General features: G+C 73.6%; 24 protein-coding genes and 1 pseudogene. 15 read left to right on the top strand and 10 right to left on the bottom strand.

All coding sequences use genetic code 11. The features are described from left to right. Nucleotides 1–82: 82 nt before the first annotated feature. A complete protein-coding gene (locus tag ACFWI8_RS05125; RefSeq protein WP_387085871.1) occupies nt 83–571 on the bottom strand; it encodes a GNAT family N-acetyltransferase in 489 nt (162 codons plus the stop codon). Between the two features lie 57 nt (nt 572–628). On the opposite strand from ACFWI8_RS05125, the gene ACFWI8_RS05120 reads away from it, so the two are divergent. Both ACFWI8_RS05120 and ACFWI8_RS05115 read left to right on the top strand, forming a co-directional pair. Further along, nucleotides 629–1,039: a GNAT family N-acetyltransferase gene (locus tag ACFWI8_RS05120; protein WP_387085868.1), complete on the top strand. Its 411-nt coding sequence runs from the start codon at nt 629–631 to the stop codon at nt 1,037–1,039. 87 nt (nt 1,040–1,126) lie between these two features. Then, nucleotides 1,127–1,936, top strand: a complete 810-nt coding sequence (locus ACFWI8_RS05115) for an exodeoxyribonuclease III (protein ID WP_387085865.1) — start codon at nt 1,127–1,129, stop codon at nt 1,934–1,936. 15 nt (nt 1,937–1,951) lie between these two features. Here ACFWI8_RS05115 and ACFWI8_RS05110 read toward each other — a convergent pair whose 3' ends face one another. From ACFWI8_RS05110 to tkt, 3 genes are read right to left on the bottom strand one after another with little or no spacing between them, the layout of a single operon-like run. Further along, nucleotides 1,952–2,719, bottom strand: coding sequence for an NADPH-dependent F420 reductase (locus ACFWI8_RS05110; protein WP_387085862.1), 768 nt, complete (start codon nt 2,717–2,719; stop codon nt 1,952–1,954). Nucleotides 2,720–2,774: 55 nt separating this feature from the next. After that, nucleotides 2,775–3,467, bottom strand: coding sequence for an HAD family hydrolase (locus ACFWI8_RS05105; protein ID WP_387085859.1), 693 nt, complete (start codon nt 3,465–3,467; stop codon nt 2,775–2,777). A gap of 53 nt (nt 3,468–3,520) precedes the next feature. Then, nucleotides 3,521–5,563, bottom strand: coding sequence for a transketolase (gene tkt / locus ACFWI8_RS05100; protein WP_387085856.1), 2,043 nt, complete (start codon nt 5,561–5,563; stop codon nt 3,521–3,523). Between the two features lie 250 nt (nt 5,564–5,813). Here tkt and ACFWI8_RS05095 point away from each other — a divergent pair, with 250 nt between their 5' ends. The 5 genes from ACFWI8_RS05095 (at nt 5,814) to ACFWI8_RS05075 (ending at nt 9,958) form a co-directional block, all read left to right on the top strand. Beyond that, nucleotides 5,814–6,581, top strand: a complete 768-nt coding sequence (locus ACFWI8_RS05095; protein WP_387085853.1) for a GntR family transcriptional regulator — start codon at nt 5,814–5,816, stop codon at nt 6,579–6,581. Between the two features lie 29 nt (nt 6,582–6,610). Beyond that, nucleotides 6,611–7,078, top strand: a complete 468-nt coding sequence (locus tag ACFWI8_RS05090; protein WP_387085850.1) for a PTS sugar transporter subunit IIA — start codon at nt 6,611–6,613, stop codon at nt 7,076–7,078. After that, nucleotides 7,075–7,356: a PTS sugar transporter subunit IIB gene (locus ACFWI8_RS05085; RefSeq protein ID WP_311604025.1), complete on the top strand. Its 282-nt coding sequence runs from the start codon at nt 7,075–7,077 to the stop codon at nt 7,354–7,356. The genes ACFWI8_RS05090 and ACFWI8_RS05085 overlap by 4 nt, the downstream gene beginning before the upstream one ends. Nucleotides 7,357–7,465: 109 nt before the next feature. After that, nucleotides 7,466–8,872, top strand: coding sequence for a PTS ascorbate transporter subunit IIC (locus tag ACFWI8_RS05080; RefSeq protein ID WP_387085846.1), 1,407 nt, complete (start codon nt 7,466–7,468; stop codon nt 8,870–8,872). A gap of 69 nt (nt 8,873–8,941) precedes the next feature. Then, nucleotides 8,942–9,958: a nitronate monooxygenase gene (locus ACFWI8_RS05075; protein WP_387085843.1), complete on the top strand. Its 1,017-nt coding sequence runs from the start codon at nt 8,942–8,944 to the stop codon at nt 9,956–9,958. On the opposite strand, the gene ACFWI8_RS05070 is transcribed toward ACFWI8_RS05075, so the two are convergent. Together ACFWI8_RS05070 and ACFWI8_RS05065 are read right to left on the bottom strand one after the other, a co-directional pair. Continuing rightward, on the bottom strand, nt 9,933–11,687 hold the full coding sequence (locus tag ACFWI8_RS05070) for a SpoIIE family protein phosphatase (protein WP_387085840.1): 1,755 nt from the start codon (nt 11,685–11,687) through the stop codon (nt 9,933–9,935). The two genes, ACFWI8_RS05075 and ACFWI8_RS05070, sit on opposite strands and share 26 nt — an antisense overlap. Nucleotides 11,688–11,760: 73 nt before the next feature. Next, nucleotides 11,761–12,729: a LysR family transcriptional regulator gene (locus ACFWI8_RS05065; RefSeq protein ID WP_387085837.1), complete on the bottom strand. Its 969-nt coding sequence runs from the start codon at nt 12,727–12,729 to the stop codon at nt 11,761–11,763. On the opposite strand from ACFWI8_RS05065, the pseudogene ACFWI8_RS05060 reads away from it, so the two are divergent. The 4 genes and pseudogenes from ACFWI8_RS05060 to ACFWI8_RS05045 form a co-directional block, all read left to right on the top strand. After that, nucleotides 12,727–12,966, top strand: a pseudogene (locus tag ACFWI8_RS05060) (NADP-dependent oxidoreductase); the annotation flags it as partial. The gene ACFWI8_RS05065 and the pseudogene ACFWI8_RS05060 sit on opposite strands and share 3 nt — an antisense overlap. A 54-nt stretch (nt 12,967–13,020) precedes the next feature. Then, nucleotides 13,021–13,569: a cupin domain-containing protein gene (locus ACFWI8_RS05055; RefSeq protein ID WP_387085834.1), complete on the top strand. Its 549-nt coding sequence runs from the start codon at nt 13,021–13,023 to the stop codon at nt 13,567–13,569. Beyond that, on the top strand, nt 13,562–14,188 hold the full coding sequence (locus tag ACFWI8_RS05050; RefSeq protein WP_387085831.1) for a TetR/AcrR family transcriptional regulator: 627 nt from the start codon (nt 13,562–13,564) through the stop codon (nt 14,186–14,188). Before ACFWI8_RS05055 ends, ACFWI8_RS05050 begins: the two co-directional genes overlap by 8 nt. Before the next feature lie 146 nt (nt 14,189–14,334). Continuing rightward, nucleotides 14,335–14,835, top strand: a complete 501-nt coding sequence (locus ACFWI8_RS05045) for a hypothetical protein (RefSeq protein WP_387085828.1) — start codon at nt 14,335–14,337, stop codon at nt 14,833–14,835. Here ACFWI8_RS05045 and ACFWI8_RS05040 read toward each other — a convergent pair. The 3 genes from ACFWI8_RS05040 to ACFWI8_RS05030 all read right to left on the bottom strand — a co-directional run bounded on the left by ACFWI8_RS05040 (nt 14,822) and on the right by ACFWI8_RS05030 (nt 16,237). Continuing rightward, nucleotides 14,822–15,550 carry a protein kinase gene (locus ACFWI8_RS05040; RefSeq protein WP_387085825.1) on the bottom strand — a complete coding sequence of 243 codons (729 nt, stop codon included), beginning with the start codon at nt 15,548–15,550 and terminating at the stop codon, nt 14,822–14,824. The two genes, ACFWI8_RS05045 and ACFWI8_RS05040, sit on opposite strands and share 14 nt — an antisense overlap. A 182-nt stretch (nt 15,551–15,732) precedes the next feature. Beyond that, nucleotides 15,733–15,873 carry a hypothetical protein gene (locus tag ACFWI8_RS05035; protein WP_387085822.1) on the bottom strand — a complete coding sequence of 47 codons (141 nt, stop codon included), beginning with the start codon at nt 15,871–15,873 and terminating at the stop codon, nt 15,733–15,735. Nucleotides 15,874–16,060: 187 nt separating this feature from the next. Next, on the bottom strand, nt 16,061–16,237 hold the full coding sequence (locus tag ACFWI8_RS05030; RefSeq protein ID WP_387085819.1) for a hypothetical protein: 177 nt from the start codon (nt 16,235–16,237) through the stop codon (nt 16,061–16,063). Between the two features lie 357 nt (nt 16,238–16,594). Here ACFWI8_RS05030 and ACFWI8_RS05025 point away from each other — a divergent pair, with 357 nt between their 5' ends. The 4 genes from ACFWI8_RS05025 to ACFWI8_RS05010 all read left to right on the top strand — a co-directional run bounded on the left by ACFWI8_RS05025 (nt 16,595) and on the right by ACFWI8_RS05010 (nt 20,801). Continuing rightward, a complete protein-coding gene (locus tag ACFWI8_RS05025; protein ID WP_387085816.1) occupies nt 16,595–17,473 on the top strand; it encodes a hypothetical protein in 879 nt (292 codons plus the stop codon). A 305-nt stretch (nt 17,474–17,778) separates the two neighbouring features. Beyond that, nucleotides 17,779–17,973, top strand: coding sequence for a DUF397 domain-containing protein (locus ACFWI8_RS05020; protein WP_387085813.1), 195 nt, complete (start codon nt 17,779–17,781; stop codon nt 17,971–17,973). Nucleotides 17,974–18,324: 351 nt separating this feature from the next. Further along, complete coding sequence (locus ACFWI8_RS05015) at nt 18,325–20,160, top strand: hypothetical protein (RefSeq protein WP_387085810.1); 1,836 nt, start codon at nt 18,325–18,327, stop codon at nt 20,158–20,160. Between the two features lie 119 nt (nt 20,161–20,279). Beyond that, the gene (locus ACFWI8_RS05010; protein WP_387085807.1) at nt 20,280–20,801 is read left to right on the top strand and encodes a PH domain-containing protein; all 522 of its coding nucleotides are present in this window, start codon (nt 20,280–20,282) and stop codon (nt 20,799–20,801) included. A gap of 538 nt (nt 20,802–21,339) precedes the next feature. Here the strand turns inward: ACFWI8_RS05010 and ACFWI8_RS05005 are convergent. Next, nucleotides 21,340–22,449 carry an LLM class flavin-dependent oxidoreductase gene (locus ACFWI8_RS05005; RefSeq protein ID WP_387085804.1) on the bottom strand — a complete coding sequence of 370 codons (1,110 nt, stop codon included), beginning with the start codon at nt 22,447–22,449 and terminating at the stop codon, nt 21,340–21,342. Nucleotides 22,450–22,604 lie beyond the last annotated feature (155 nt).

Raw genomic sequence — 22,604 nt, 5'->3', positions numbered from 1 at the left:
CCGGACCGCGGCCGCCGCCGGCCGGCTTCGCCGACCCCGCAGGCCGGGAAAGGGCGGGTGGGTGGGGGAAACCCGGCAGTCCCTACAGCGGCTTCACGAAGCAGCGGCTGTTGTCCGAGGCCCGGTACAGGCCGAACTTCTCGGCGTCCGGCACCAGCACGTAGCCGGCGCTGCGGTAGAGCGCGATCGCCTCCGGCTGTTCCGTGCCCGTCTCCAGCACCATCCGCTTCCGCCCGGCCGCCCTGGCGTCCTCCTCCAGGCGGGCCAGGATGATCCGCGAGAGGCCGCGGCCCCGCGCCTCCCGGACGACGAACATCCGCTTGATCTCGGCGTCGCCGTCCGCGTACCCCTCCTCGCTTGCCGCGTCCTGGGAGCGCCAGCCGCCGGTGGCGATCGGGCGGTCCCTCTCGTCGTAGGCCAGCAGATAGAGGCCACGCGGGGACACGAACATCTCGGGGTCGAGGGGGGTGATGTCCCCCTCGTCGCCGTACCGCTCCGCGTACTCCGCCTGCACCTCGTCGTTCAGCTTCACCGCGTCGGGGTGGTCGAAGCGCACGATGCGAATGTCCATGCAGGTCATAGTACGAATGCGACCCGCGTGGCACGGCTCACGTCCTACGATCCCCGCATGACGTCCCTCCACTACACCTGGCGCGGCGAGCTGACCCACGACGAGGTGGCGGCCCTGCACGCCGACGGCTTCGGCCCCGCGCCCGAGGGCGGCGACTGGCCGGGGCGGCTGCGTCGGCACAGCCTCGGCTGGGTGTGCGCGCGGCGGGCGGCGGACGGCCGGCTGGTCGGCTTCGTCAACGTCGCCTGGGACGGCGGCGCCCACGCCTTCCTCCTCGACACCGTCGTCGCCGCCGACCACCGCCGCCTCGGCGTGGCGGCCCGACTCGTGGCGCTCGCCGAGGCCGAGGCCAGGGCGGCCGGCTGCGACTGGCTGCACGTCGACTTCGAGGAGCACCTGCGCCCCTTCTACGTCGACGCCTGCGGCTTCCGCCCGACCGCAGCCGGCCTCATCCCACTCCGTGGCTGACCGGCGCGCCACCTGCGGGAGGCCACGGCTCCAGCCGCCGCCCCGGCCGGCCCCCTTCCCTATCGCGCGGTTTGTTACGGTCGTGCGGTGCAGCAGCTCACCGTGACCAGCGTCAACGTGAACGGCCTCCGCGCCGCGGCCAAGAAGGGCTACCTCCCCTGGCTCGCCGGCACGACGGCGGACGTCGTGTGCCTCCAGGAAGTGCGCGCCGAGGAGGCCCAGTTGCCGGCCGAGGTGGCCAGGCCGGCCGGCTGGCACGTGACCTACGCGCCGGCCGAGGCCAAGGGCAGGGCCGGCGTCGCGCTGCTGACCAGGCGGGAACCGGACGCGGTGCGGATCGGCTTCGACTGCGCCGAGTTCAAGGCGTCGGGCCGCTACCTGGAGGCCGACCTGCCGGGGCTCACGGTGGCCAGCCTCTACCTGCCGTCGGGCGAGGTCGGCACCGAGCGGCAGGACGAGAAGGAGCGCTTCATGGCCGCGTTCCTCCCCTACCTCGTCGACCTGCGCGGGCGCGCCGCCGCCGAGGGCCGCGAGGTGCTGGTCTGCGGCGACTGGAACATCGCGCACCGCGAGGCCGACCTCCGCAACTGGCGCGCCAACCGCACCAACTCCGGCTTCCTGCCGGAGGAGCGCGCCTGGCTCGACCGCGTCCTCGACCCGGCCGACGGCGGCTACACGGACGTGGTCAGGGCGCTCCACCCCGACCAGGAGGGCCCCTACTCGTGGTGGTCCTACCGCGGCCGGGCCTTCGACAACGACACCGGCTGGCGCATCGACTACCAGCTCGCCACGCCGGGCCTGGCCGCCCGCGCCGTCAAGGCACACGTGGAGCGGGCCGCCACCCACGCCGAGCGCTGGAGCGACCACGCGCCGGTGACCGTCACCTACGAGCGGTAGCCCGGGGGCGCACGCTCAGGCGTCGTCCGGGAGGACGCCGCCCGGCGTGCCGCGGACCACGTCGGCGGTCAACTCGCGCACCTGGTCGGCGGACACGGGGACACTGGGGGTTTCGAGGAACCAGCGGAACGCCTCGTCGCGGTTGAGACCCGGCGGCCGTTCCGCCGGGAAGTAGGGCCGGCCGTAGACCGGGGTGCCCGGCTCGGAGCGCCAACTGTCGGCGAGGGCGCCGATGTCGACCGCGTCGTAACCGAGGGCGTCGAGCAGCTCGGCCACCTCGTCCTTGGCCTCCGGGTCGTCGCCGGCGATCGGCAGGGCGCTGCGGTCGGGGGCGCCGGCGGGCCTGGCGAGGGTGAGCAGGCTCTGGAACGAGATGTTGTTGAACGCCTTGACCAGGCGGGAACCGACCAGGTGCCCGCGCACCAGCTCGCTGGAGGTCACCGCCTGGGCGTCCAGTTCGCCGATGCGGCCGTCGCGCTCCGGGTAGTAGTTCATGGTGTCGATCACGACCTTGCCGACCAACTCCGTGGTGGGCAACTGCTCGTGGGCGTGCAGCGGGACGGCGACCACGACCAGGTCGCCGGCCAGGGCGGCCTCGGCCGGGGTGGCGGCGCGGGCCCGGGCGCCGAGGTCGGCGACGAGGTCGGTGAGCGTCTCGGGGTCGCGCGAGTTGCTGAGGACGACGTCCAGGCCCGCCGCGACGGCGAGGCGGGCCACGGTGCCGCCGATCATGCCGGCGCCGATCAGTCCGATGGTCTTGGTCACGGTGTCAGGCCCTCCCACTCGTCGACGGACACCTGACACCTGCCCGCCGGCGGGCCCTCCGACTCGGCCCTCGTCAGGGGCCGGCGATCAGCCGCAGGTCGGGGACCGTGCCGAGGGTGGCGTGGGCGAGCGCCTCGGCGGCCGTCGGCCCGCCGGTGTAGCCGACGACCGGCATCCCGGCGGCCAGGGCCGCGTCGACGCCGGCCGGGCTGTCCTCGACCACCAGGCAGCGGGCCGGCTTCACGCCCGACGCCCGGGCGGCGTGCAGGAACAGGTCGGGGGCCGGCTTGCCGCGCGGCACGTCGTCGGCGCTGAAGATCCGCCCCGCGAACCGCGGCAACAGGCCGCTGTGGCCGAGCGAGTGCCGGATCCTGGCGTGGCTCCCGCTGGACGCGACGCAGTACGGGAGGGCGCGGGCGTCGAGCGCGTCGAGGAGTTCGCCGACGCCCGGCATGGTGTGCGGCCTGGCGGCGAACGCGGCGCTGACCCGGTCCCGGTAGTCGGTCAGCCAGTCGGGTCCCACGGGGCGGGTGGCGTGCGCCCGCACCTGCTCGTACAGGTACGCCTCGGGGCGGCCGAGGAAGCGCCGCCGCACCTCGTCCGGGGTGAGCGGCCAGCCCACCTCGCCGGTCATCTCGGAGACCACGGCGGGCCCCAGGGTCTCGGTGTCCACCAGCACGCCGTCGCAGTCGAGGACGACGAGGTCGACGCCGGCCAGCGGCGAACGTCCGTCGCGCGGCGGTTCCCCTCGCGCGTCTCCGTCCACGCGGCGAGGCGTGCGCGGCGCCGTCGTCGGCCCGGCTGCCGCGGGTGCGTCGCTCATCGGGCGCCCGCCGACTTCAGCGAGACCAACGCGGCGTCCACCACGGCCTCGACCGTCATGCCCTTGGCGGCCAGCGCGTCGGCGGCGGGGGCCGAGAGGCCGTAGTCGTCGATGGTCACCGTGGTGCCGTGCGCGCCGAGCAGGTCGTGCCAGCCGAAGGCGGTGGCGGCCTCCACCACCACCCGGGCGCGGACGGCCGGCGGCAGCACCGCGTCGCGGTAGGCGGCGTCCTGGGCCAGGAACCAGTCCTTGCTCGGCACGGACACCACCCGGGCCGAGACGCCGCGCGCCGCCAGCGCCTCGCGGGCGGCCAGCGCCAGCGCGACCTCGCTGCCGCTGGCCAGCAGCAGCACCTCGTCGCCCTCGGCCGCCACGTAGGCGCCGCGGGCCACGCCCTCGCGGACGGCTTCGGCGGGCGTCGGCAGCACCGGCAGGCCCTGCCGGGCCAGCACCAGGCCGACCGGGCCCTGGTGGCCGAGCGCGGCGAGCCAGGCGGCGGCGGTCTCGGTGGCGTCGGCGGGGCGGACCACGGCGAGGCCCGGCATGGCGCGCAGTGACGCCAGGTGCTCGACGGGCTGGTGGGTGGGGCCGTCGGCGCCGAGCGCGACGGAGTCGTGGGACCAGACGTGGACGACGGGCAGCCGCATCAGCGCGGCGAGCCGCAGCGCGGGCCGCTGGTAGTCGCTGAACACCAGGAAGGTGCCGGCGAAGGGGGTGTCGTAGCCGACGAGGGCGATGCCGTTGAGGGCCGCGGCCATGGCGTGTTCCCGCACGCCCCAGTGGACGGTGCGGCCCGCCGGCTCCTCGGGGAGGAAGGAGCCGCCGTCCTTGATGGTGGTGCGGTTGGAGTCGCCCAGGTCGGCCGAGCCGCCCCACAGTCGGGGCAGCGCGGCGGCCAGCGCCTGGATGACGGCGCTCGACGCGTCGCGGGGCGCGAGGGACGCGCCGGGCTCGAACTCGGGGAGGGCGGCGGCGATCTCGGCGCGGGTGGGGCGGGCCACGGCGGCCTCCCGGGCGGCGGCCCGCTCGGGGTGGGCGGCGCGCCAGGCGTCGAGCGCCTCGTCCCAGGCGCGGTGCAGGGCGGCGCCGCGCTCGCGGGCGCGGCGGGTGTGGGCGCGCACCTCGGGCGGGACGGTGAACGGGGCGAGGGCCACGCCGAGCCGCCGCTTGGTGGCGGCGACCTCGTCGGCGCCGAGCGGGGCGCCGTGCGCGGCGGGGGTGTCGACGGCGTGCGGGGCGGGCCAGGCTATCCGCGACCTGAGGACGACGAGGGTGGGCCGGCCGCGTTCGGCGCGGGCCGCGGTGAGGGCGGCGTCCAGGGCGTCGCTGTCGACGTCGCCGTCCTCGGCGAGCCCGACCTGTCGCACGGCCCAGCCCTGGGCGGCGAAGCGGGCGGCGGTGTCCTCGCGGGTGGCGAGGTCCGTCGAGCCCTCGATCTGGATGCGGTTGTCGTCCCAGACGACGACGAGGTTGTCGAGCCGGTGGCGGCCGGCGAGGGCGCCGGCCTCGTAGGAGACGCCCTCCTGGAGGTCGCCGTCGGAGGCCAGCACCCACACGGTGCGGTCGGTCGCCTCGGGGGCGGCGCCGGCGAGGCGGGCGGCGTCCCGCCGGAGCGCCATGGCCATGCCGACGGCGGTGGCGACGCCCTGGCCCAGCGGCCCGGTGGTCATCTCCACGCCCGCGGTGTGCCGGTACTCGGGGTGCCCCGGGGTGCGGGAGTCGAGGCGGCGGAAGCGGCGCAGCTCGTCGAGGTCCAGGTCGTAGCCGGTGAGGTGGAGTTGGGTGTACAGCAGGATGCTGGCGTGGCCGCAGGAGAGCACGAAGCGGTCGCGGCCCTCCCAGTCGGGGTCGGCCGGGTCGTGCCGCAGGTGGCGCTGGAACAGCAGGTGGGCGACCGGCGCCAGGGCCATCGCCGTGCCGGGGTGCCCGGAGCCGGCGGCCTCCACGGCGTCCATGGCCAGGGCGCGGGCCACCGCGACCGCCTGACGGTCCGTCGGGCCCAGTGCGGGTTCGGTCACGGCTGGGATCACTGCGGTCACGGCGGGCTCCTCTGCGAGCGGGCGAGATCGGGCGAGATTTCGGGCGAGATGGCGCCGGCCTCGCCGATAGGTCATGTCGTCATGATGACTCGCCTCAACGTAACGCATCCCCGCCGGCCGCCACCATTGCCCCATTTACCCCTTTTATTCAGGGTTGGTTGCGGCGATCTGCCCCCGTTCCGGAAGCTCTCACCGAGCAGTACGGTTACCTGGAGGCGACCTATTGACGTCGTTCGGGTTTCTAGTCATCATGACGTCTCGACGACACGTACTCAGCGAGGAGGCGGCGATGGCCGAGCACAAGTACGCCCAGGTGCGCGACCATCTGCTGCGCCGGGTCAGCGGGCTGCCGGTCGGCGGTCAGCTGCCGCCGGAGTCCGTGCTCTGCGAGGAGTACGCGGTGAGCCGCATCACACTGCGGCGGGCCGTCGACGAGCTGGTCAACGACGGGCACCTGATCCGTCAGCACGGCAAGGGCACCTTCGTCACCCGCCCCCGCTACGCGCTCAAGCACCGCGAGCGGTTCGTCAGCGAGGTCACCGGCTTCTTCACGCAGATGACCCGCCAGGGCCACACCGTCACCTCGGAGGTCCTGGTGCAGAAGCCGATGCGGGCCGGCGCCCGGCTCGCGTCGGCGCTGGACGTCTCGCCGGCCACCTCCGTGATCCGCCTGGAGCGGCTGCGCCGGGTCAACGGCCGGATCCACCACCTCGCCGAGTCGTTCGTGGAGGAGGAGCGCTTCCCCGACGTGCTGACGTCGGACTTCACCGCCACGTCCCTGTACGCCTACCTGCGGGCGCACCACGACGTGGTGCTCACCAGGAACGAGATCGTCGTCGGCCTGCACGAGTGCGACGGGCGGGAGGCCGGCCTGCTCGACGTGCCGGCCGGCTCGGCGCTGCTGCTGGCGACCTCCCGGGTCTTCGACCTCAACCGGCGGCCCGTGATCCACGGGACGTCCAAGTTCCTGCCCGAGAGCGCCGAGCTGTCGTTCGACATCATCGCCGACGCCGAGTAGCACGGCCCCGCACCACCAGAGAGACCGCAATGACAAGCACCAAGCTCAGCGACCTGCTCACCGAGGAGAAGATACGTTTCTCCGCCGACCGTCTCGGCTGGCGCGAGGCGGTGACCCAGGTCGCGGCGCCGCTGCTGGAGGCCGGGGACATCACCCCCGACTACCTGGCCGCCATGATCGAGTCCATCGAGGCCGGCGGCACCTACATCGACCTCGGCTTCGGCATCGCCCTGGCCCACGCCCGCCCCGAGCGGGGCGCGGTCCGCACGGCCATCTCGATGCTGCGCCTCGAGGAGCCGGCGCCGCTGCTCGACAAGACCGAGCACGCCGTGGACCTCTACTTCTGCTTCGCCGCGGTGGACGCGCACGCGCACACGCTGGCGATGGCCTCCCTGGCCCGCATGTTGTCGGACACCGACACCCGTGAGGCGCTGCGCGCCGCCCGGTCGGCCGCCGACGTCACCAAGCTCATCAGCGAATTCGAGGAGACGAGATGAAATTCCTGGCGATGTGCAGCACCGGCCTCGGCAGCAGCTTCATGGTCCACATGAACATCGACGAGGTCCTGGCCGAGCTCGGCATCAGCGGCGTCGAGGTCGACCACTCCGACATCGGTTCCGCCAGCCCGGCGAGCGCCGACGTGTTCTTCGTGGCCAAGGACCTGGAGGACGCGGCCGCCGGCCTCGGCGACGTGGTGGTGCTGAACAGCATCATCGACCGCGAGGAGCTGCGCGAGGCCGTGAAGGCCGCGGCCGTCCGCAAGGGCCTGCTCTGACCTCCTGACCCCCGCCCCCGCTTACCAAGCAAGGAACGTCTGTCCGCTGCCGACGTCACCTGCATCGCGACCCAGAACCACCAGTCGTGCCGTGGAAAGGCGTTGACCAGTGAACAGCTTTCTGAACACCCTCGTGGACATATTCCGCGAGCCCTCCGTCATCATCGGCCTGATCGCCCTGCTCGGCCTGGTCCTCCAGCGCAAGTCGTTCTCCGACACCCTCAAGGGCACGGTCAAGGCCTTCGTCGGCTTCCTGGTGCTGGCCGCCGGCGCCGGCGTGGTCTCCGGGGCGCTGACCCCGTTCGGCGACATGTTCCAGCACGCCTTCGACGTGCAGGGCGTGGTGCCCAACAACGAGGCCATCGTCGGGACGGTCCTCACCGACTTCGGCACCCAGGCCGCGTTGATCTTCTTCTTCGGCATGGTGGTGAACGTGCTGCTGGCGCGCTTCACGCAGCTGAAGTACATCTACATGTCCGGCCATGTGGCGCTCTACCTGGCGGCCATGATCGCCGTGATCCTGATGGCCAACGGCTTCGAGTCCTGGCAGGCCGTGCTGTGGGGCTCGCTGGCGCAGGGCATCGTCACCACCGTCTCGCCGGCGCTGGTGCAGCCGTGGATGCGGCGGGTCACCAAGCAGGACAACGTGGCGCTCGGCCACACCGGCGGTTTCGGCATCGCCACCAGCGGCCTGGTCGCCAAGCTCACCAAGGGCGACCCGAAGCAGTCGACCGAGGACCTGAAGATCCCCTCGGGCCTCGGCTTCCTGCGGGACACCACGGTGGTCATCGCCGTCTCCATGGGCGTCATCTACCTGCTGGTCACGCTGATCGCCGGCCCCGGCTACGTGGAGAGCGAGCTGAGCGGCGGACAGTGGTTCCTGATCTGGGCGATCATGCAGGCCGGCATGTTCGCGGCCGGCGTGACCGTCATCCTGGCCGGTGTCCGGATGGTGCTCGCCGAGATCATCCCCGCCTTCAAGGGCATCTCGCAGAAGCTGGTCCCCAACGCCAAGCCCGCCCTGGACGTCCCGATCGTCTTCACCTTCGCGCCGAACGCCGTGCTCGTCGGCTTCCTGGCCAGCTTCGCCGCCGGCCTGATCGGCATGGGCGTGCTGGCGGCCGTCGGCGGCACGATCATCATCCCGGGCATCGTGGCCCACTTCATGACCGGCGGCGCCTCCGGCGTCATCGGCAACGCGGTCGGCGGCCGGCGCGGCGCGGTGCTCGGCGCCGCGGCCAACGGCCTGCTGATCACCTTCCTGCCGCTGCTGGTCCTGCCCCGCCTCGGCGACGTGGGCCTGGCCAACTCCACCTTCTCGGACGCCGACTTCGGGGTCTCCGGCTTCCTGGTGGGCAACGCGGCGAACTGGGGCCAGGCCGCGGTGATCGTGCTGGTCCTCGCCTCGCTCGTCGGCCTGTTCGTCGGCAGCGCCATCGCCTCCCGCCGCCAGGCGACACGCGCCGCACTCGCGGCGGACACCGCGCCCGAACAGGAGCCGCAGCCGACCTCCTGACCCGCGGTTTCCCCGGCCCGGCCCGTACGGTGAGAACCGTACGGGCCCGCCGTCCGCTGGAGGACACCGATGTTCGACCCCCGCGACCTCCGACTCCCCGTCGTCCAGGCCCCGTTGGCCGGCGGCCCGGGCACGCCCGAGCTGGCGGCCGCAGTGGCGGAGGCCGGCGGGCTCGGCTTCCTCGCCGCCGGCTACCGGACGGCGGACGGGCTCGGCGAGCAGATCGGCGCGACCAGGGCCCGCACCACCGGGCCCTTCGGCGTCAACGTCTTCGTCCCCCGCCCCGTCCCCGACCCGGCCGGCGCCGAGCGCTACCGCGCCGAACTGGCGGACGAGGCCGCGCGGTACGGCGTCGCGCTGCCCGACCCCGACCCGGCGGACACCGACGACTGGGACGCCAAGCTGCGGCTGCTCATCGACGACCCGGTCCCCGTCGTCTCCTTCACCTTCGGCCCGCCGCCGGCCCGGGTGGTCTCGGCGCTGCGGGCGGCCGGCAGCTGGGTGATCGCCACCGTCACCACCCGGGACGAGGCCCGCGAGGCGGCGGCGCTCGGCGTGCACGCGCTGTGCGTGCAGGGCCCGGAGGCCGGCGGCCACCGCGGCACGTTCGACCCGGCGGCCGACCCGGACCCCACCCCGCTGGCGGCCCTGCTCCCGGCGGTCCGCGCCGTCACCGCGCTGCCGCTGATCGCCGCCGGCGGCCTGACCACCCGCCGCGACGTGGCGGCGGCCCTGGCCGCCGGCGCGGTGGCGGCCCAGGCGGGCACCGCCTACCTCCGCTCCCCCGAGGCCGGCACCTCGCCGCCCTACCGGGCGGCCCTGGCCGACCCGGCGTTCGACGCCACGGTCGTGACCCGCGCGTTCACCGGCCGCCCGGCGCGCGGGCTGCGCAACCGGTTCATCGACGCGCACGACGCCGCGGCGCCGGCCGCGTACCCGCTGCTCCACCAGCTGACCAGGCCGCTGCGCGCGGCGGCCGCGGCGGCCGGCGACCCGCACGCGCTGAGCCTGTGGGCCGGCACCGGCCACCGCCACGCGACGGCAGAGCCTGCCGCGGACGTCACCCGCCGGCTGGCCGCCGGCTGACGCCCTCGCTCGGGCCGAGGCGGTGCGGGACGCGGACGGCGAGCAGCGCCACGTCGTCGTCGTTGCCCGGCGCGCGGGCCCGCCTCAGTAGCTTGTCGGTGAACGACTCCAGGGGGCGGTGGGCCAGGGCCGCGGCCTCCCGTCGGAGCCGGTACAGGCCCTCGTCGATCGAGCGGCTCGGTGACTCGACGAGGCCGTCCGTGAAGAACAGCAGGGTGGAACCGGGCGGCAGCGTCGCCGTCGCGTCGGTCCTGGCCTGGTCGGGCGCGACGCCCAGCAGCACGCCGTGACCACCGGTCAGGGACTGGACGATGCCGTCGTGGGTGACCAGCAGGGGCGGCGGGTGGCCCGCGTTGGTCCAGGACAGTTCGTAGCGCTCCTTGTCGGTGAGTTCGAGACGGGCGAAGATCATGGTGGCCATGGAGACCTCGGCGATGTGCGAGGCCGCCTCGTCGAGCTGCTCGACGATCGCGCTCGGTGGTCTCCGCCGGCCCCACGCGAAGGCGCGGAGCATGTTGCGCAGCTGCGCCATGCCCGCCGCGGCGTCGAGATCGTGCCCGACGACGTCCCCGATGACCAGGGCCGTGGCACCGTCGGCCAGCGCGAAGACGTCGTACCAGTCGCCGCCCACCTGCGAGGCGTCGCTCGCGGGCGCGTACCGGGCGGTCATCTCCAGGGCGGGTACGTACGGCATCTGGGGCAGCAGGTGGCGCTGCATGGTCTCCGCCACCCGGCGCTGCCCCTGGTAGAGCCGGGCGTTCTCCACGGCGATGCCGGCGCGGCGCGCGATGTCCTCGAGCAGCGCGATGTCGCCCGCCGTGAACCGCTCCGGCTGCTCGGAGCGGCCCAGGGTGAGGGCCCCCATGACCTCCCGCGGACCGCGGATCGGCGCGATGACGGCCGAGTGCATGCCGGTCTCCGCGAAAAGCCGGCGTTGTTCGACGGCGATGCCCGAGTCCGGGGGCCCCTGGTAGGTCTCGGGGCCGGCCACCGCGGAGGCGGCCCCGCGCAGCGCCCTGGACAGCGGCATCGGAGACTCCTCCGGCACCGGCGGCATCGCCCCCTCGAGGTCCTCCCGCCTGACCACCTCATCGTCCTCCACGTGCGCGACGGCGAAGCGCCACGCCTCGTCACGTTCGGTGATCAGGTCGACGACGGCCCAGTCCGCGAGACGGGGCAGCACGAGGTCCACCAGGCGCTCCAGCGTCTCGTTCACCTCCAGCCTGGCGGCGGCCAGCACCGTCGTCGCCTCGGCCAGCAGCGCCAGCCGCTCCAGCTCCGTGATCGGCGCGCCGGCGCCCCACAGCCGGGAGCTGGGCTGCGCGGCGCTCTCGGCGTGGAAGAGCACCAGGGTGGCACGCTCGGCGTCGCCCGACTCATACGGTGTGGCCACCCAGGAGACCCGCATCAGCGAGCCGTCACCGCGTTCGACCCACTCCCCGGTCGTCTGCTCCGTTCTCCCGGCGATGATGGCCTTGCGCAACCTGCACTGGGCCCGTGGCAACGTCCCGCCCTGCCCGTCGCGGTGCAGCAGGTCGTGCGCGTCCTGTCCGACCATCTCCGCCGCCGGGCGGCCCAGCAGGCGCTCGGACCACGTGTTGACGGCGAGGATGTTGCCACTGCCGTCCAGCAGGTGGGCGCCGGCCGCCAGGCCGTCCAGGCCGATGGCGGGCCCGCCCCGGGGCCCGCCCGGTGGCCGCCCGCCGGTCGTCCCCTCGGGTTCCACCACCTGCCGTCTCCTCGTGCCCGGTCGCCGCGTCGTCCGGCCCCGAGTTCCCGCGCCGGGGCGGCTGACACCGGGTTCAGGCGATCGATCCGACGCGGCCCCGCCCGGCGGGCTCGCAGCCCGGCGGGACGGTGGCCCGCAGCTCGCGCGCCAGGGCCCGCACGGCGGTCGACCCGGCCAGCTCCCGGGTGGTGACGTAGCCGACCCGGCGGGTCGGGCGCCCGGGCCCCAGGTCGGTGATCCCGACCGAGTCCGGCGCCTCGGCCAGGGCGAGCGCCGGCATGATCGCCATCCCGTGGCCGCCGCTCACCAGGGAGAGCACCGCGCCGTCGTCCTCCGCCTCGACGGTCGCCCGCGGGATCCAGTCCTGCGCCGCCCACCAGGCACGGGTGTACGAGCCGCAGTTCTCGGCCCAGTCGACCAGCGGCAGCGAGCGCGGGGCGGCGTGGCCCGCCGGGTGCGCCAGGGCGTACGGCTCCTCGAAGAGCCCGCCCGCGACCACCCCGGATGGCAGCGGCGTCGTCCCGCCCAGCGTGGCGATGCCGAGGTCGGCCCGCCCGTCGGCCACCTCGCCCGCGGTGCCAGGCCCCACCTCGCGGACGATCCGCACCCGCGGCTCGATGCCCGGGTGCCGGTCGCGCAGCCGCCGCAGGACGGGCGGCAGCAGGTGCAGGGCGACGCTGCGGAAGGCCACGATCCGCAGCGTCCCGCCCACCTCGCCCGCTTGGCCCGCCTCGCCCGCCTTGCCCGCCTTGCCCGCTTGGGCCGCGCCGCGCGCCTCGGCCGTCAGCACGTCCAGCAGCCGCAGCACCCGGCGGGCGTGCGCGACGGCCGTGGCGCCGGCGGGAGTGGGGCGGGCGCCGGCCCGGCCGCGTTCGAAGAGAACGGCGCCGATCTTGCGCTCGCTGCCGCGCACCGAGTGGGAGACGGCGGACTGGGTGAGGCCGAGCGCCCCGGCCGCGGCAGAGAAGCCGCCGGCCTCCGCGACCGCCACCAGGACGCGCAGTTCGTGCGGGGCGAGATCGGAGTCGGTCGTGCGGGCCACGCGGCGGTCGTCGAGAAGAGCCTGCGCGTCGAGGGCTTCCTGGTCAGCAACCACCTGCGTCTCCAGGAGGAGTTGTACGAGTTCGCGGTGCCGCACCTGGTGAGCGGCCGGCTCCCCCTGGACGAGACGGTGGTCGACGGCTTCGAGCACGTCGTGGACGCGTTCCTCGGCATGCTGCGCGGCGAGAACATCGGCAAGATCATCGTCCGCGACCGCTCGGCGGCGGCGAGCCGATAACCGTACTGCACCGTGCAGTGCAACAAGTACACCATCCGGTGTACCCTCACCCTCATGTCAGGCTACCCAGAGCCCCGCTACCACGGGGAGACCGGCCAGGTCAGCGCGTTCCACCGCCCGGCGAGCGCCGGGCCCGACCTCGTCTCGTCCTCCGGGATGAAGACCTTCTACCTGGCCACCGGCAAGCCCGCCGGCAAGCGGCTCTCGGCGCCCACGGGCGGCGAGTTCGGGCTCTACCACGTCGTGGACCTGGTCCCCGGCGCCGGCACCGGCACGCACTTCCACCGGACGATGTCCGAGTCGTTCTTCGTCACCTCGGGCTCGCTGCGGGTCTTCGACGGCGAACGCTGGGTCGACGCGCCCCGGAACGACTTCCTCTACGTGCCGCCCGGCGGCCTGCACGCCTTCGCCAACGAGTCCGACGAGCCCGTCTCGTTCCTGATGCTGTTCACGCCGGGGGCGCCGCGCGAGGGCTACTTCGAGCACGTGGCAGAGGTGGCCGGCCTCAGCCAGCGGGAGCGCGAGGACTTCTTCCTGGCGCACGACAGCTACTTCACCGAGCCACGGGACCAGGGCCCCCGACCGGACGGACGCGATGAGTAGCCCGCGGCCCGAGAAGCGGCGGGCGATCACCGAGGCCGCGCGCCGTGTCTTCGGCACCGAGGGCTACGCCCGGGCGGCCGTCGACGCCATCGCCGCCGAGGCCGGGGTGTCCAAGCGGACGGTCTACAACCACTTCCGCGACAAGGAGGACCTCTTCCTCTCGGTCGCGCTGGAGGGCGGCCACGAGGTCACCGCCGCCATCGCCCGCCTGCTGGAGAAACACCTCCGCAAGATCGTGGACGTGACGGAGGACCTGACGGCCTTCGCGCTGGAACGGGTCGCGGCCGTCTGGGAGTTCCCCGACCACTTCGCGCTGGTCCGCACGATCGAGGCCGAGGCGGCGCGGATACCCCGCCCGGTCCTCGACGCCTGGATCGAGGCCGGCCCGCAGACGGCGCACCTCCGCCTCGCGCCCTACCTCGCCGGCATGGCCGACCGCGGCCTCCTCAGTCTCGGCGACGCCACCGCGGAGTTGGCGGCCGACCACTTCAACCTGCTCACCGTGGTGAACGTGAACCAGCGCACCTTCTACGGCGCGGTCCCGCTCCCCGAGGACGAGGTGACCGAGACGGTGACCACCGGCGTCCGCACCTTCCTCCGGCTGTACGGGCCGCCGTGACGGGTCGCGCCGCGTGCGCCGCCCTCGCACGTCGTCCACCAAACGGGTGCCGGAGCATTTCGCTGTCTCCCTGTACATTCCACCCTTTGCCCGCAAGGCTGCCAAGCGCGCCATAAGGCGTGTCTTCGACACAAGGGGGAATTCGCATGGGCCTGCTCAGGCGCTTATCCGTCCTGTTCGCGGCGCTGCTGCCGCTCGCCGGGATCGGCGTGGTCGCTACCGCCACCCCGGCGGCGGCGAGCGTGTGCCGCGAACCGGCCAACGAGAAGTTCTTCCCAGGTAGCACGGTCACGCGCGTCCGCTACGGGGAGGTCAGCGTCAACGTCGTGGCGTGCTCCGGCGGCGCGCCCTCGGGGTGGAGCGTGGTCGCCACTCCGCTCACCAACGGGACCGGGGAACTGTTCAGCCTGGACATGGTGTCCCAGGTGAACAACGTCTCCATCGGCGACTACTACCGCTTCTGGGACGTCGTCATCTCGGTCAGGGAGTGCTTCCTCTGGGAAGTGCTGGACTTCTGCGACACGGCCACGTCCTGGACCGTCCGGTACTACATCGCCGACGTGGAGGGCCAGATCGTCAGCACCACGTCGACCACCGCCGACGAGGACCCGGTCTCCTCCGGCTACACGCTGTTCAGGACCCCGTAGGCATTCGACCGCCCGAGGCCTGCGCCCGGCCGAACCCGGCGCAGACCTCGGCCATCCCCGGCCGGTCGGCCGGGGATGGGCTCACCATCGCCTCGACCAACCGCCCGAGTGCTCCAGGGACTTCGCCCCTCGGCCGCCGCCACCGCGCGATGAACCGGCGCTGCGTCTCCCGATCCGCGTCACCCGGGAAGTCCACCACCCGCCGCCCGGTCAGGCTCATGAACAGGCTGGCCCCGAACGCGAACACGTCCGACGCCGGCGTCGGCACCGCCTCGCCCGTGGCCAGCACGCTGCGCGAGATCTCCGGGCTCTCGTAGTGCACCAGGCACCCCCGGAAGGCGAAGTCGCACCACTCCGGGACCTCCCCACCACGCGCCAACGCCAGGTCGATCAACCGCACCCGCCCCTCCGCGCTGACGATGAAGTGCGCGGGCTGGACATCCCCGTGCACCCAGCCGGCCTCGTGCAACTCCGCGAGCGCGCGGGCGCACGCCAGGGCCGTCCGCACATCGGGCTCACCGCCCACCGTCCGGTACGGCTCCCAGAGCTCCCAGAGACTCGTCCCCTCACACCAGGGCTGCACGCCCCAGGTCCCACGCTCCCACCGCCCGGTGTACAGGCCATCCCGCCCGAGCCGCTCCAACACGGCCACCTCCCGCGCGGGCGCGAACGCCGTGTATCCGTGCGAGGGCCCCGCCGGATACCCCAACTTCACCGCCCAACCCCCGCGCTCCCCCGTCACCCGCCACACGGTGGACCCCCGCCGGTCCATCACCAGCCGACGCTTGGAGAAACCAAGCAACTCCCGAATGTCACTGGTAGGTTCATAAGGGCCCTCACCCACAGGCATACTCCCGCCTGAGACCGGGCCGCCCCGCCAGGGGCGAAGCGGCCCTCTCACACACGTTGTCCGCAGACTACGTCGCAGGCGTTGTACGGACGCCCGTCGTCCGAGTCGCCAGGGGTCCTCCCCGGCTCCGTCGGCTCGTCGTCTCCCGGCTGCTTCTCGTCCCCGTTGCGCAGGACATGCGCCGTCATCGTGCTCACCTCCCTCCGGACAACTCATCCGGCCCAGGAATGCGGGCCGGCGTGCCTGGCAGCGGAATCGAACCGCCGACGACGAAGGCATAGAGCGTCCAGGCATGCCGGAACAGCGCATCCACCACGACGGCACGCGACGGCCTTCGCGGCACCCGCCTTGCGTGGGCGGCACGAGCGCGATCCCTCACCACCGGCACCCGCCCTTGCTCGCGATGTTCGCCTCACTGGCGGCGTTGACCTCTCGCACGCGCGCTCGCAGCGTGTCGCTCACCGAGAGCGGTCGCGCCTCCGCCGCCTGATCGTTCTCACCTTGAGGCAAGGGCTCGATCGCACCAGCCGATCCGGCCGGTTCGTCCGCCATCTCACGCTCCTCCCTCCGTCACCGAATGCGCATTCATCACAACTCAGCGCAGCAGGCGGAGGGTAGGGTGATGGGACCGGTGAAGCACCAAAGCCATCAGTGAGGCATCAAAGCCATCAAAGTTCGGGAATGGAGCCGCTCCATGACCAAGCGACCGCCAAACGACAGGCTGGCCAGTCTGCTTGCCGAATCCGGCCTCACCGAGTCCCAGTTCGTCCGCGCGGTCAACCGGGCAACCGCATGCGGTGGCGTAAGGGTCTGCTACGGACAACCATCCATAAGCAACTGGTTGCGCGGCACCCTGCCGCGCGCCTCTGTGCGCTGCGCCCTTTCCTCATCGAGGTTCTGAGTCGGCGGTTGGGACGCGTCGTCACGCACGCGGACGCGGGCCTGCCCCAACCAGAGAATGCGAACGCCTATACGGGTAGCAATACGGTCGAATCACTGGTGGAGCTGGCGAGGAGCGACATGAATCCATCACGTCGTGGAGTGCTGGGCGCCGCGGCCTACTCCGCCGCGCTGGCCATTCCCGCCTGGCACGACGTCGTCGGTCGTTGGGAGGCCGTCGGCTCGGGCAGGAGCCAGCGCATCGGGTTCAGCGATGTCGAGACGGTCACCAGCATGACTGAGTACCTCGCGGAGTTGGACGCCCGCGTCGGCAGCCGGGACACCCGACCGATGGCCGCCAGCTTCCTGGTCAACACGGTGGCCCCCTATCTGCGTGCCGACGGGTCCAACGAGGTTCGTCGGGCCATGCTGTCCGCCGCCTCGTTCGCCTGCTACAACACCGGTTGGATGGCGGTGGACGAGGGCCTGCACGGCTTGGCGCAGCGCTACTACCTCAAGGCTCTCGAACTGGCCGGCGCGGCCGAGGACCACCTGACCTACTGTCACATCCTGCGCGGCATGTCCGTACAGGCCGTGAACCTGGGCCACCGGACGCAGGCACTTCGGCTGGCCAGCGCCGCGCGCACCGCGCCGGCGGCCGGGCAGCGGCTGAGCGCCTTCTTCGCGGGACAGCAGGCCCACTGCCACGCGGCCGCGCAGGAACGGAACAGGGCGTTTCAGGCCCTCCAGGCCACCGAACGTGCGGTGGACAGGGCATCGAGTCAGGTTGGCACATTTGGCGGCTTCTCCGCCGCCACGCTGGCTTACGCGACCTCACAGGTCCAGTACGAGTTGGGGGACGTCCGCGGAAGCGTGCGCCTCCCTCGAACAGCATTTCCGGCTCCGTGACACAACGGACGGCGCCCGGTCCGGCGTTCTCTTTCGGGCACAGCTCGCCGAGCGGCAGCTGACGCTTGGCCATCTGGAAGCGGCCTACGCGACATGGCACCGCGTCCTCGACGACTACCCCGGCGTGCATTCCGGTCGCGCCGACGAACGAGTGGCCACCATGAAGGCCCTGCTCCGACCGCACGCACGCCACCGGGACGCCCGGGCACTGCTGGAGCGCGCCAACCGACCGGCGAGATGAAGGCCGCGCTCGCACCCGACGAGACGCCGCGATTCCTGAAAGAACTCACACGAGGGAACGCATCATGACACCAGATCTGTCCGAAGCCGCCTGGTTCAAGTCCTCCTACAGCGACGGAAACGGCGGCACCTGCGTCGAAGTCGCCGACTTCTCGCACCGCGTCGGGGTCCGGGACTCGAGGGACACCGGTATCGCGCCCTTCACCGTCCCGAAGGCCGCCTGGGCCTCCTTCGTCGGCCAGCTGCGCCGAGCAGGCTGAGCGCGTCGGCCGCGCCACGAAAAGGGCTCGGCCACGTCAGCCGCGTGTCGCGTCCGTGCGGCGCGTTCAGCCCGGCCACGCCGCGCACCCGGGTCGGCGGCCGCGAACTGCCCCTGTGGCGCCGCCGGAAGGCCGCCGACCGGATCCGCGACCGGCGGTCACGGCTGCTCGGCGAGCTGGCCGCGCACGGGGTGACCGTCACCGGCGCCGAGGCCGCCCGACGGCTGGCGGCGGGTGCGGCGTTTCTCCCCCTGCACGACTCTTGTCCTGTCATAAGGACGAAACCTAGAGTGCCGCAAGCGCTTTCCAGCGCCGTTTTCGTGGGACTCCAGCAAGGGTGGTGGACCGGCCATGAGCATGGATCGCCGGCGTTTCGTCATGGGTACGGCCGTGGGTACGGCGGCCGTGGGAGCCGTCTCGGGGGGCGGGCCGGCGTTCGCCGTCGCGCCGGCCGCTGGCGGCACCGGTGCCGCCGGGGAGCAACGCGTCCCCGAGGACGGCGCGTTCCTCGACCTGATCACCGCCGAGGGCGACCGCCTGGTGCCGGACGTCCTGGCGAGCTACCGGGCCAACCTGGTCAACATCAACGCGCGCTCCACCGCCCGGGCCATCCGCCGGCTCGCCGCCGCCTGGTCCTGGGAGCGCTCCGCCCACCACCACGACGAGACGCTCGTCGCCCCGATGGAAGAGATGGCCGAGGCGCTCGCCGACTACCAGCACGACGACGGCCTGTTCGACCAGGGCAACCTGCACTCGCCGCCCGACACCGCGTTCTCCATCGGCGACCTGTGCGTCGTGCTCAGCCTGTTGGGCGAGGACGACGACGCGCGCACCGCCGGCGTGCGGGAGACGGTGGGCCGGATCGTGCGCGCCGCCGGGCCCGCGATGGCCGATGGCGGGGTGCACACCCCCAACCACCGGTGGAAGATCTGCGGGGTGCTGGCCCAGGTCAACGCCCTCTTCCCGGACCGTCGTTACCCCCGAAGGATCGACCAGTGGCTGGCCGAGGGCATCGACCAGTACCCGGGCGGCCAGTACAGCGAGCGCAGCGCCACCTACGCCTCCGTGGTCACCGGCTACTCGCTGCTGACCGTGGCGCGGCTGGCCGACCGTCCTGAGCTCTACGAGAACGTGCGCCGCAACCTGCGCGTCACCCGCTACCTGCTGGAGCCCAACGGCGAGGTGGTCACGGTCCACTCGCGGCGCCAGGACCAGACCAGGCAGCGGTCGATCGTCGACTACTGGCTGCTCTACCGCGAGCTGGCCATCCACGACCGCGACCCGGAACTCGCCGCCGTGGCCCGGGACATCGAGCGTCGCATCGCCGAACTCCCGGGCGGCGAGGACCCGACGGGCGACGCCCTGGCCCGCGTCCTGCACCACCGCGAGCTCGCCGGGCGGCTGCCTGGGTCGGGGCTGCCGCCCACCCGCTACGAGCACCACGACACCGACACCGCGCTGTTCAGGTCCCGGCGCGGCGCCCGCACCTTCACGCTCTTCGGCGGCACCGACTTCGCCGAGATCCCGACGTTCGCCTCCGGGCTCTCCACCAACCCCACCTTCCTCGCCTTCCGCAAGGGCGCGGCCATCCTGGACTCGGTGCGGCTCGCCCCGCAGTTCTTCTCGCTCGGCCACTTCCGCAGCGAGGGCCTGGAGCGGGCCTCGGGCGGCGGCTGGCGGCTGCACTCCCGGGTGCGCGCCGCCTACCACCTGCCGTTGCCGCCCCAACACCGCCGCGAGGACGGCGACTACGCGCTCACCGACGACCCGCGCTTCTGGTCGGCGATGGACTTCCCGCACCGCCCCAAGACCTATCTGACGCTGCGCACCGAGGTGGTGGTGCGGGCGTCGGGCGACGGACTCGACGTGTCGTTCCAGGTGGACGAGTCGGAGGTACCGCTGGCCATCGAGCTGGCGTTCCGGCCCGGCGGCGAACTCTCGGGATCCGGCCTCACGGCGGTCCAGGGACAGGCGAACACCCACCAGTTGGTGTCGGGCGAGGCGAGCTACACGGTGGGCGAGGACCGCATCACCTTCGGCCCGGGCAACGGTTCGGGTCCCGGCCAGCCGCCGGTGGTCGACCCCGGTGAGCGCTACACCTGGCTCGGCGGCAATCTGACCCCGACCGGCCCCCGCGTCCTGATCACCGGCCGGACGCCGTTCCGTTACCGGCTCACCCTGCGGTGAGCCGCTGACGGCGGTTCCGCCCTCCTCCCGGCCGGGCGGTCACGGGACCTCCGACGTAGGGCAGACTCTTCGGCAGGTGCCGCGGGATCGCGGGGACACGACGAGCGTCGGGGGTTGTGATGACGGAGGGGTCGGGGGAGTCGGTCCGGCTGGGCCGGCTGGTGGCCGAACATCCGGTGGTGGGGCCGCCGAACCGCGGCTTCACGAGGGCCGCGCTGGCCGTGGGCGTGCTCGGCGTCGTGGTCGGCGTGCCGCTGCTGGTCCTCGGCTTCAGCGGGGACGGCGGCTCGCGGAGCAACTTCGTGGTGGGGCTGCCGCTCGGTATCGGCCTCGCCGGGCTGCTGCTGGCCCGGATCGGCGCGGACGGCGCCCGCCGGGCGCGCGACGGCGAGGTGTTCGCGCTGCACGAGGGCGGCCTGGTCCACCGGCGCGGCGCGGCGACCACGTCGGTGCCGTGGTCCGACATCGCGCGGGTGCGCGACACCGGCCGCGCCGGCCTGCTCTTCGCCCGCCACACCGGCCGCGACGTCGACTGCCGCATCCGGCTGCGGGACGGCCGACGGCTGCGCGTCACCGGCTTCACGAGCCAGGCCGCGGCACTCAGCGAAGCGATCCGCACGGCGACGGCCGCCCGTCCCTAGCCGGGCCGGGCGGAGCCGGCCCTCGCGCAGTGCGACAGCGGCCGGAGCCGGCGCCAACGCGCGGCCACCGGTGGTTACGTCGGAGCCGCCGGGCCGAGCGGTGGCCGGTCACCGCGGGGCCGCCTGCGGCATCGCCGCGTCCGCCGAACACTGCCCGAACCCGGACGACCACCCACCACCCCACTACGCGGGGGCCTGGCCGCACTCACTTGCAGCACGACAACCGGCTTCCGGTGGCCAGATGTGCGCCAGCACGACCGGCCGCCCCGCCCGCGCCACGCCCCGTAGCCGGGCCGGCGGGCCTGCCGTGGCCCGGCGCGCGCCGTCCAGCCCCGACGACCACCCACCACCGCACGCCGGCCGGAGGCCCGGTGCCCTCGGTCGCGCGCCCGCGCACCCGGCCGGCACGGCCCGAGCCGCGCGCAGCGCGATGGCCGGCTTCCGGTGGCCAGATGTGCGCCGGCACGACCGGCCGCACAACCGCCCGCCCCTGCCCGCGCCACGTCCCGTGGCCCGGCCGGCAGGCCGTCGCCGGCCGTCAGGCCATCTCGTAGGCGTCGGCTATCAGTTCGTAGCTGCGCAGCCGCGCCTCCGGCGTGTGGACGTGGCCGGTGATCATCAGCTCGTCGGCGCCGGTGCGGCGGACCAGGTCGTCGAGCCCCTTGCGGACCGCGTCCGGGGTGCCGTGGACGACGTTGGACAGCCAGCCGTCCACGACCTCGCGCTCCACCGGCGCGAACCGGTAGGACTCGGCCTCCTCCGGCGTCGGGATCAGCCCGGGCCGGCCGGTGCGCAACCGCAGCATGGACAGCGCGCCGGTCATCACCTGCCGGTCGACCTCGCGCTCGTCCTCGCCGGCCAGCGCGTTGACGCCGATCAGCGTGTACGGCGCGTCCAGCACGGCGGAGGGCCGGAACGTGTGGCGGTAGAGCTCGAGCGCCGGGATGGTGTTGGCGGCCGAGAAGTGGTTGGCGAAGGCGAACGGCAGGCCGAGCCGGCCGGCGAGTTCCGCGCTGAAGCCGGAGGAGCCGAGCAGCCAGATCGGTGGCCGCCCGACGCCCCGCACCCCGCCCGGCGTGCTGCCCTGTACGGGGCCCGGCACGGCGTGGATCCGGGAGTAGGGGTGGCCGTCGGGGAAGTCGTCGTCGAGGAAGCGGGTGAGCTCGGCGACCTGCTGCGGGAACTCGTCGGGGCCGTCGGTGCGGCCGCGCCGCAGCGCGGCGGCGGTGGCGCCGTCGGTGCCGGGCGCGCGGCCGAGGCCGAGGTCGATGCGCCCCGGGGCCAGCGCCTCCAGGGTGCCGAACTGCTCGGCGACGGTGAGCGGCGCGTGGTTGGGCAGCATGACGCCGCCCGAGCCGAGCCTGATGCGCTCGGTGTGGGCGGTGAGGTGGGCCAGGATCACGGCCGGCGTCGAGCTGGCCACGCCCGGCATGGAGTGGTGTTCGGCGACCCAGAAGCGGTGGTAGCCGCGCCGCTCGGCGAGCCGCGCGAGCTCGGCCGTGGTGCGCAGCGCCTGGGTGGCGGTGCGGCCGGCGCCCACGGTGGCCAGGTCGAGCACCGACAACGGCACCGGCGCGAGCCCCCGGCGCACGCCCCTGATCTCGTCCGCCGCGCTCGCGCCGCCGCTCGCTTCGTCTCGTCCGGCCACCGCCGCCCGCCGCCTTTCCCTGGTCGCTGCCCGCGTCTGTCTCCAGGCGGCAACCAGGGCGTGGGCGGGCACATTACGCCCCCCGCCCCCCCCGGGGGGGGGCCGCGCCGGGCGTACCCGGAGCGGCGGGTGGGGGGCCATGGGGGGCGCCCCGG

Source organism: Streptomyces sp. NPDC127098 (assembly GCF_042722465.1).
In the GTDB taxonomy this organism is placed as follows: Bacteria; Actinomycetota; Actinomycetes; order Streptomycetales; family Streptomycetaceae; genus Streptomyces; species Streptomyces millisiae.
The sequence above is the reverse complement of the archived record's forward strand: the minus strand, read 5'-3'. Positions and strand labels throughout refer to the sequence as shown.

Excerpts from the sequence above, each read along its gene's own strand:
- ACFWI8_RS05125 (WP_387085871.1), bottom strand. The coding sequence starts at position 571 with ATGGACATTCGCATCGTGCGCTTCGACCACCCCGACGCGGTGAAGCTG.
- ACFWI8_RS05120 (WP_387085868.1), top strand. The coding sequence starts at position 629 with ATGACGTCCCTCCACTACACCTGGCGCGGCGAGCTGACCCACGACGAG.
- ACFWI8_RS05095 (WP_387085853.1), top strand. The coding sequence starts at position 5,814 with ATGACGTCTCGACGACACGTACTCAGCGAGGAGGCGGCGATGGCCGAG.
- ACFWI8_RS05090 (WP_387085850.1), top strand. The coding sequence starts at position 6,611 with ATGACAAGCACCAAGCTCAGCGACCTGCTCACCGAGGAGAAGATACGT.
- ACFWI8_RS05085 (WP_311604025.1), top strand. The coding sequence starts at position 7,075 with ATGAAATTCCTGGCGATGTGCAGCACCGGCCTCGGCAGCAGCTTCATG.
- ACFWI8_RS05075 (WP_387085843.1), top strand. The coding sequence starts at position 8,942 with ATGTTCGACCCCCGCGACCTCCGACTCCCCGTCGTCCAGGCCCCGTTG.
- ACFWI8_RS05055 (WP_387085834.1), top strand. The coding sequence starts at position 13,021 with ATGTCAGGCTACCCAGAGCCCCGCTACCACGGGGAGACCGGCCAGGTC.
- ACFWI8_RS05050 (WP_387085831.1), top strand. The coding sequence starts at position 13,562 with ATGAGTAGCCCGCGGCCCGAGAAGCGGCGGGCGATCACCGAGGCCGCG.
- ACFWI8_RS05045 (WP_387085828.1), top strand. The coding sequence starts at position 14,335 with ATGGGCCTGCTCAGGCGCTTATCCGTCCTGTTCGCGGCGCTGCTGCCG.
- ACFWI8_RS05035 (WP_387085822.1), bottom strand. The coding sequence starts at position 15,873 with ATGACGGCGCATGTCCTGCGCAACGGGGACGAGAAGCAGCCGGGAGAC.
- ACFWI8_RS05030 (WP_387085819.1), bottom strand. The coding sequence starts at position 16,237 with ATGGCGGACGAACCGGCCGGATCGGCTGGTGCGATCGAGCCCTTGCCT.
- ACFWI8_RS05020 (WP_387085813.1), top strand. The coding sequence starts at position 17,779 with ATGACACCAGATCTGTCCGAAGCCGCCTGGTTCAAGTCCTCCTACAGC.
- ACFWI8_RS05015 (WP_387085810.1), top strand. The coding sequence starts at position 18,325 with ATGAGCATGGATCGCCGGCGTTTCGTCATGGGTACGGCCGTGGGTACG.
- ACFWI8_RS05010 (WP_387085807.1), top strand. The coding sequence starts at position 20,280 with ATGACGGAGGGGTCGGGGGAGTCGGTCCGGCTGGGCCGGCTGGTGGCC.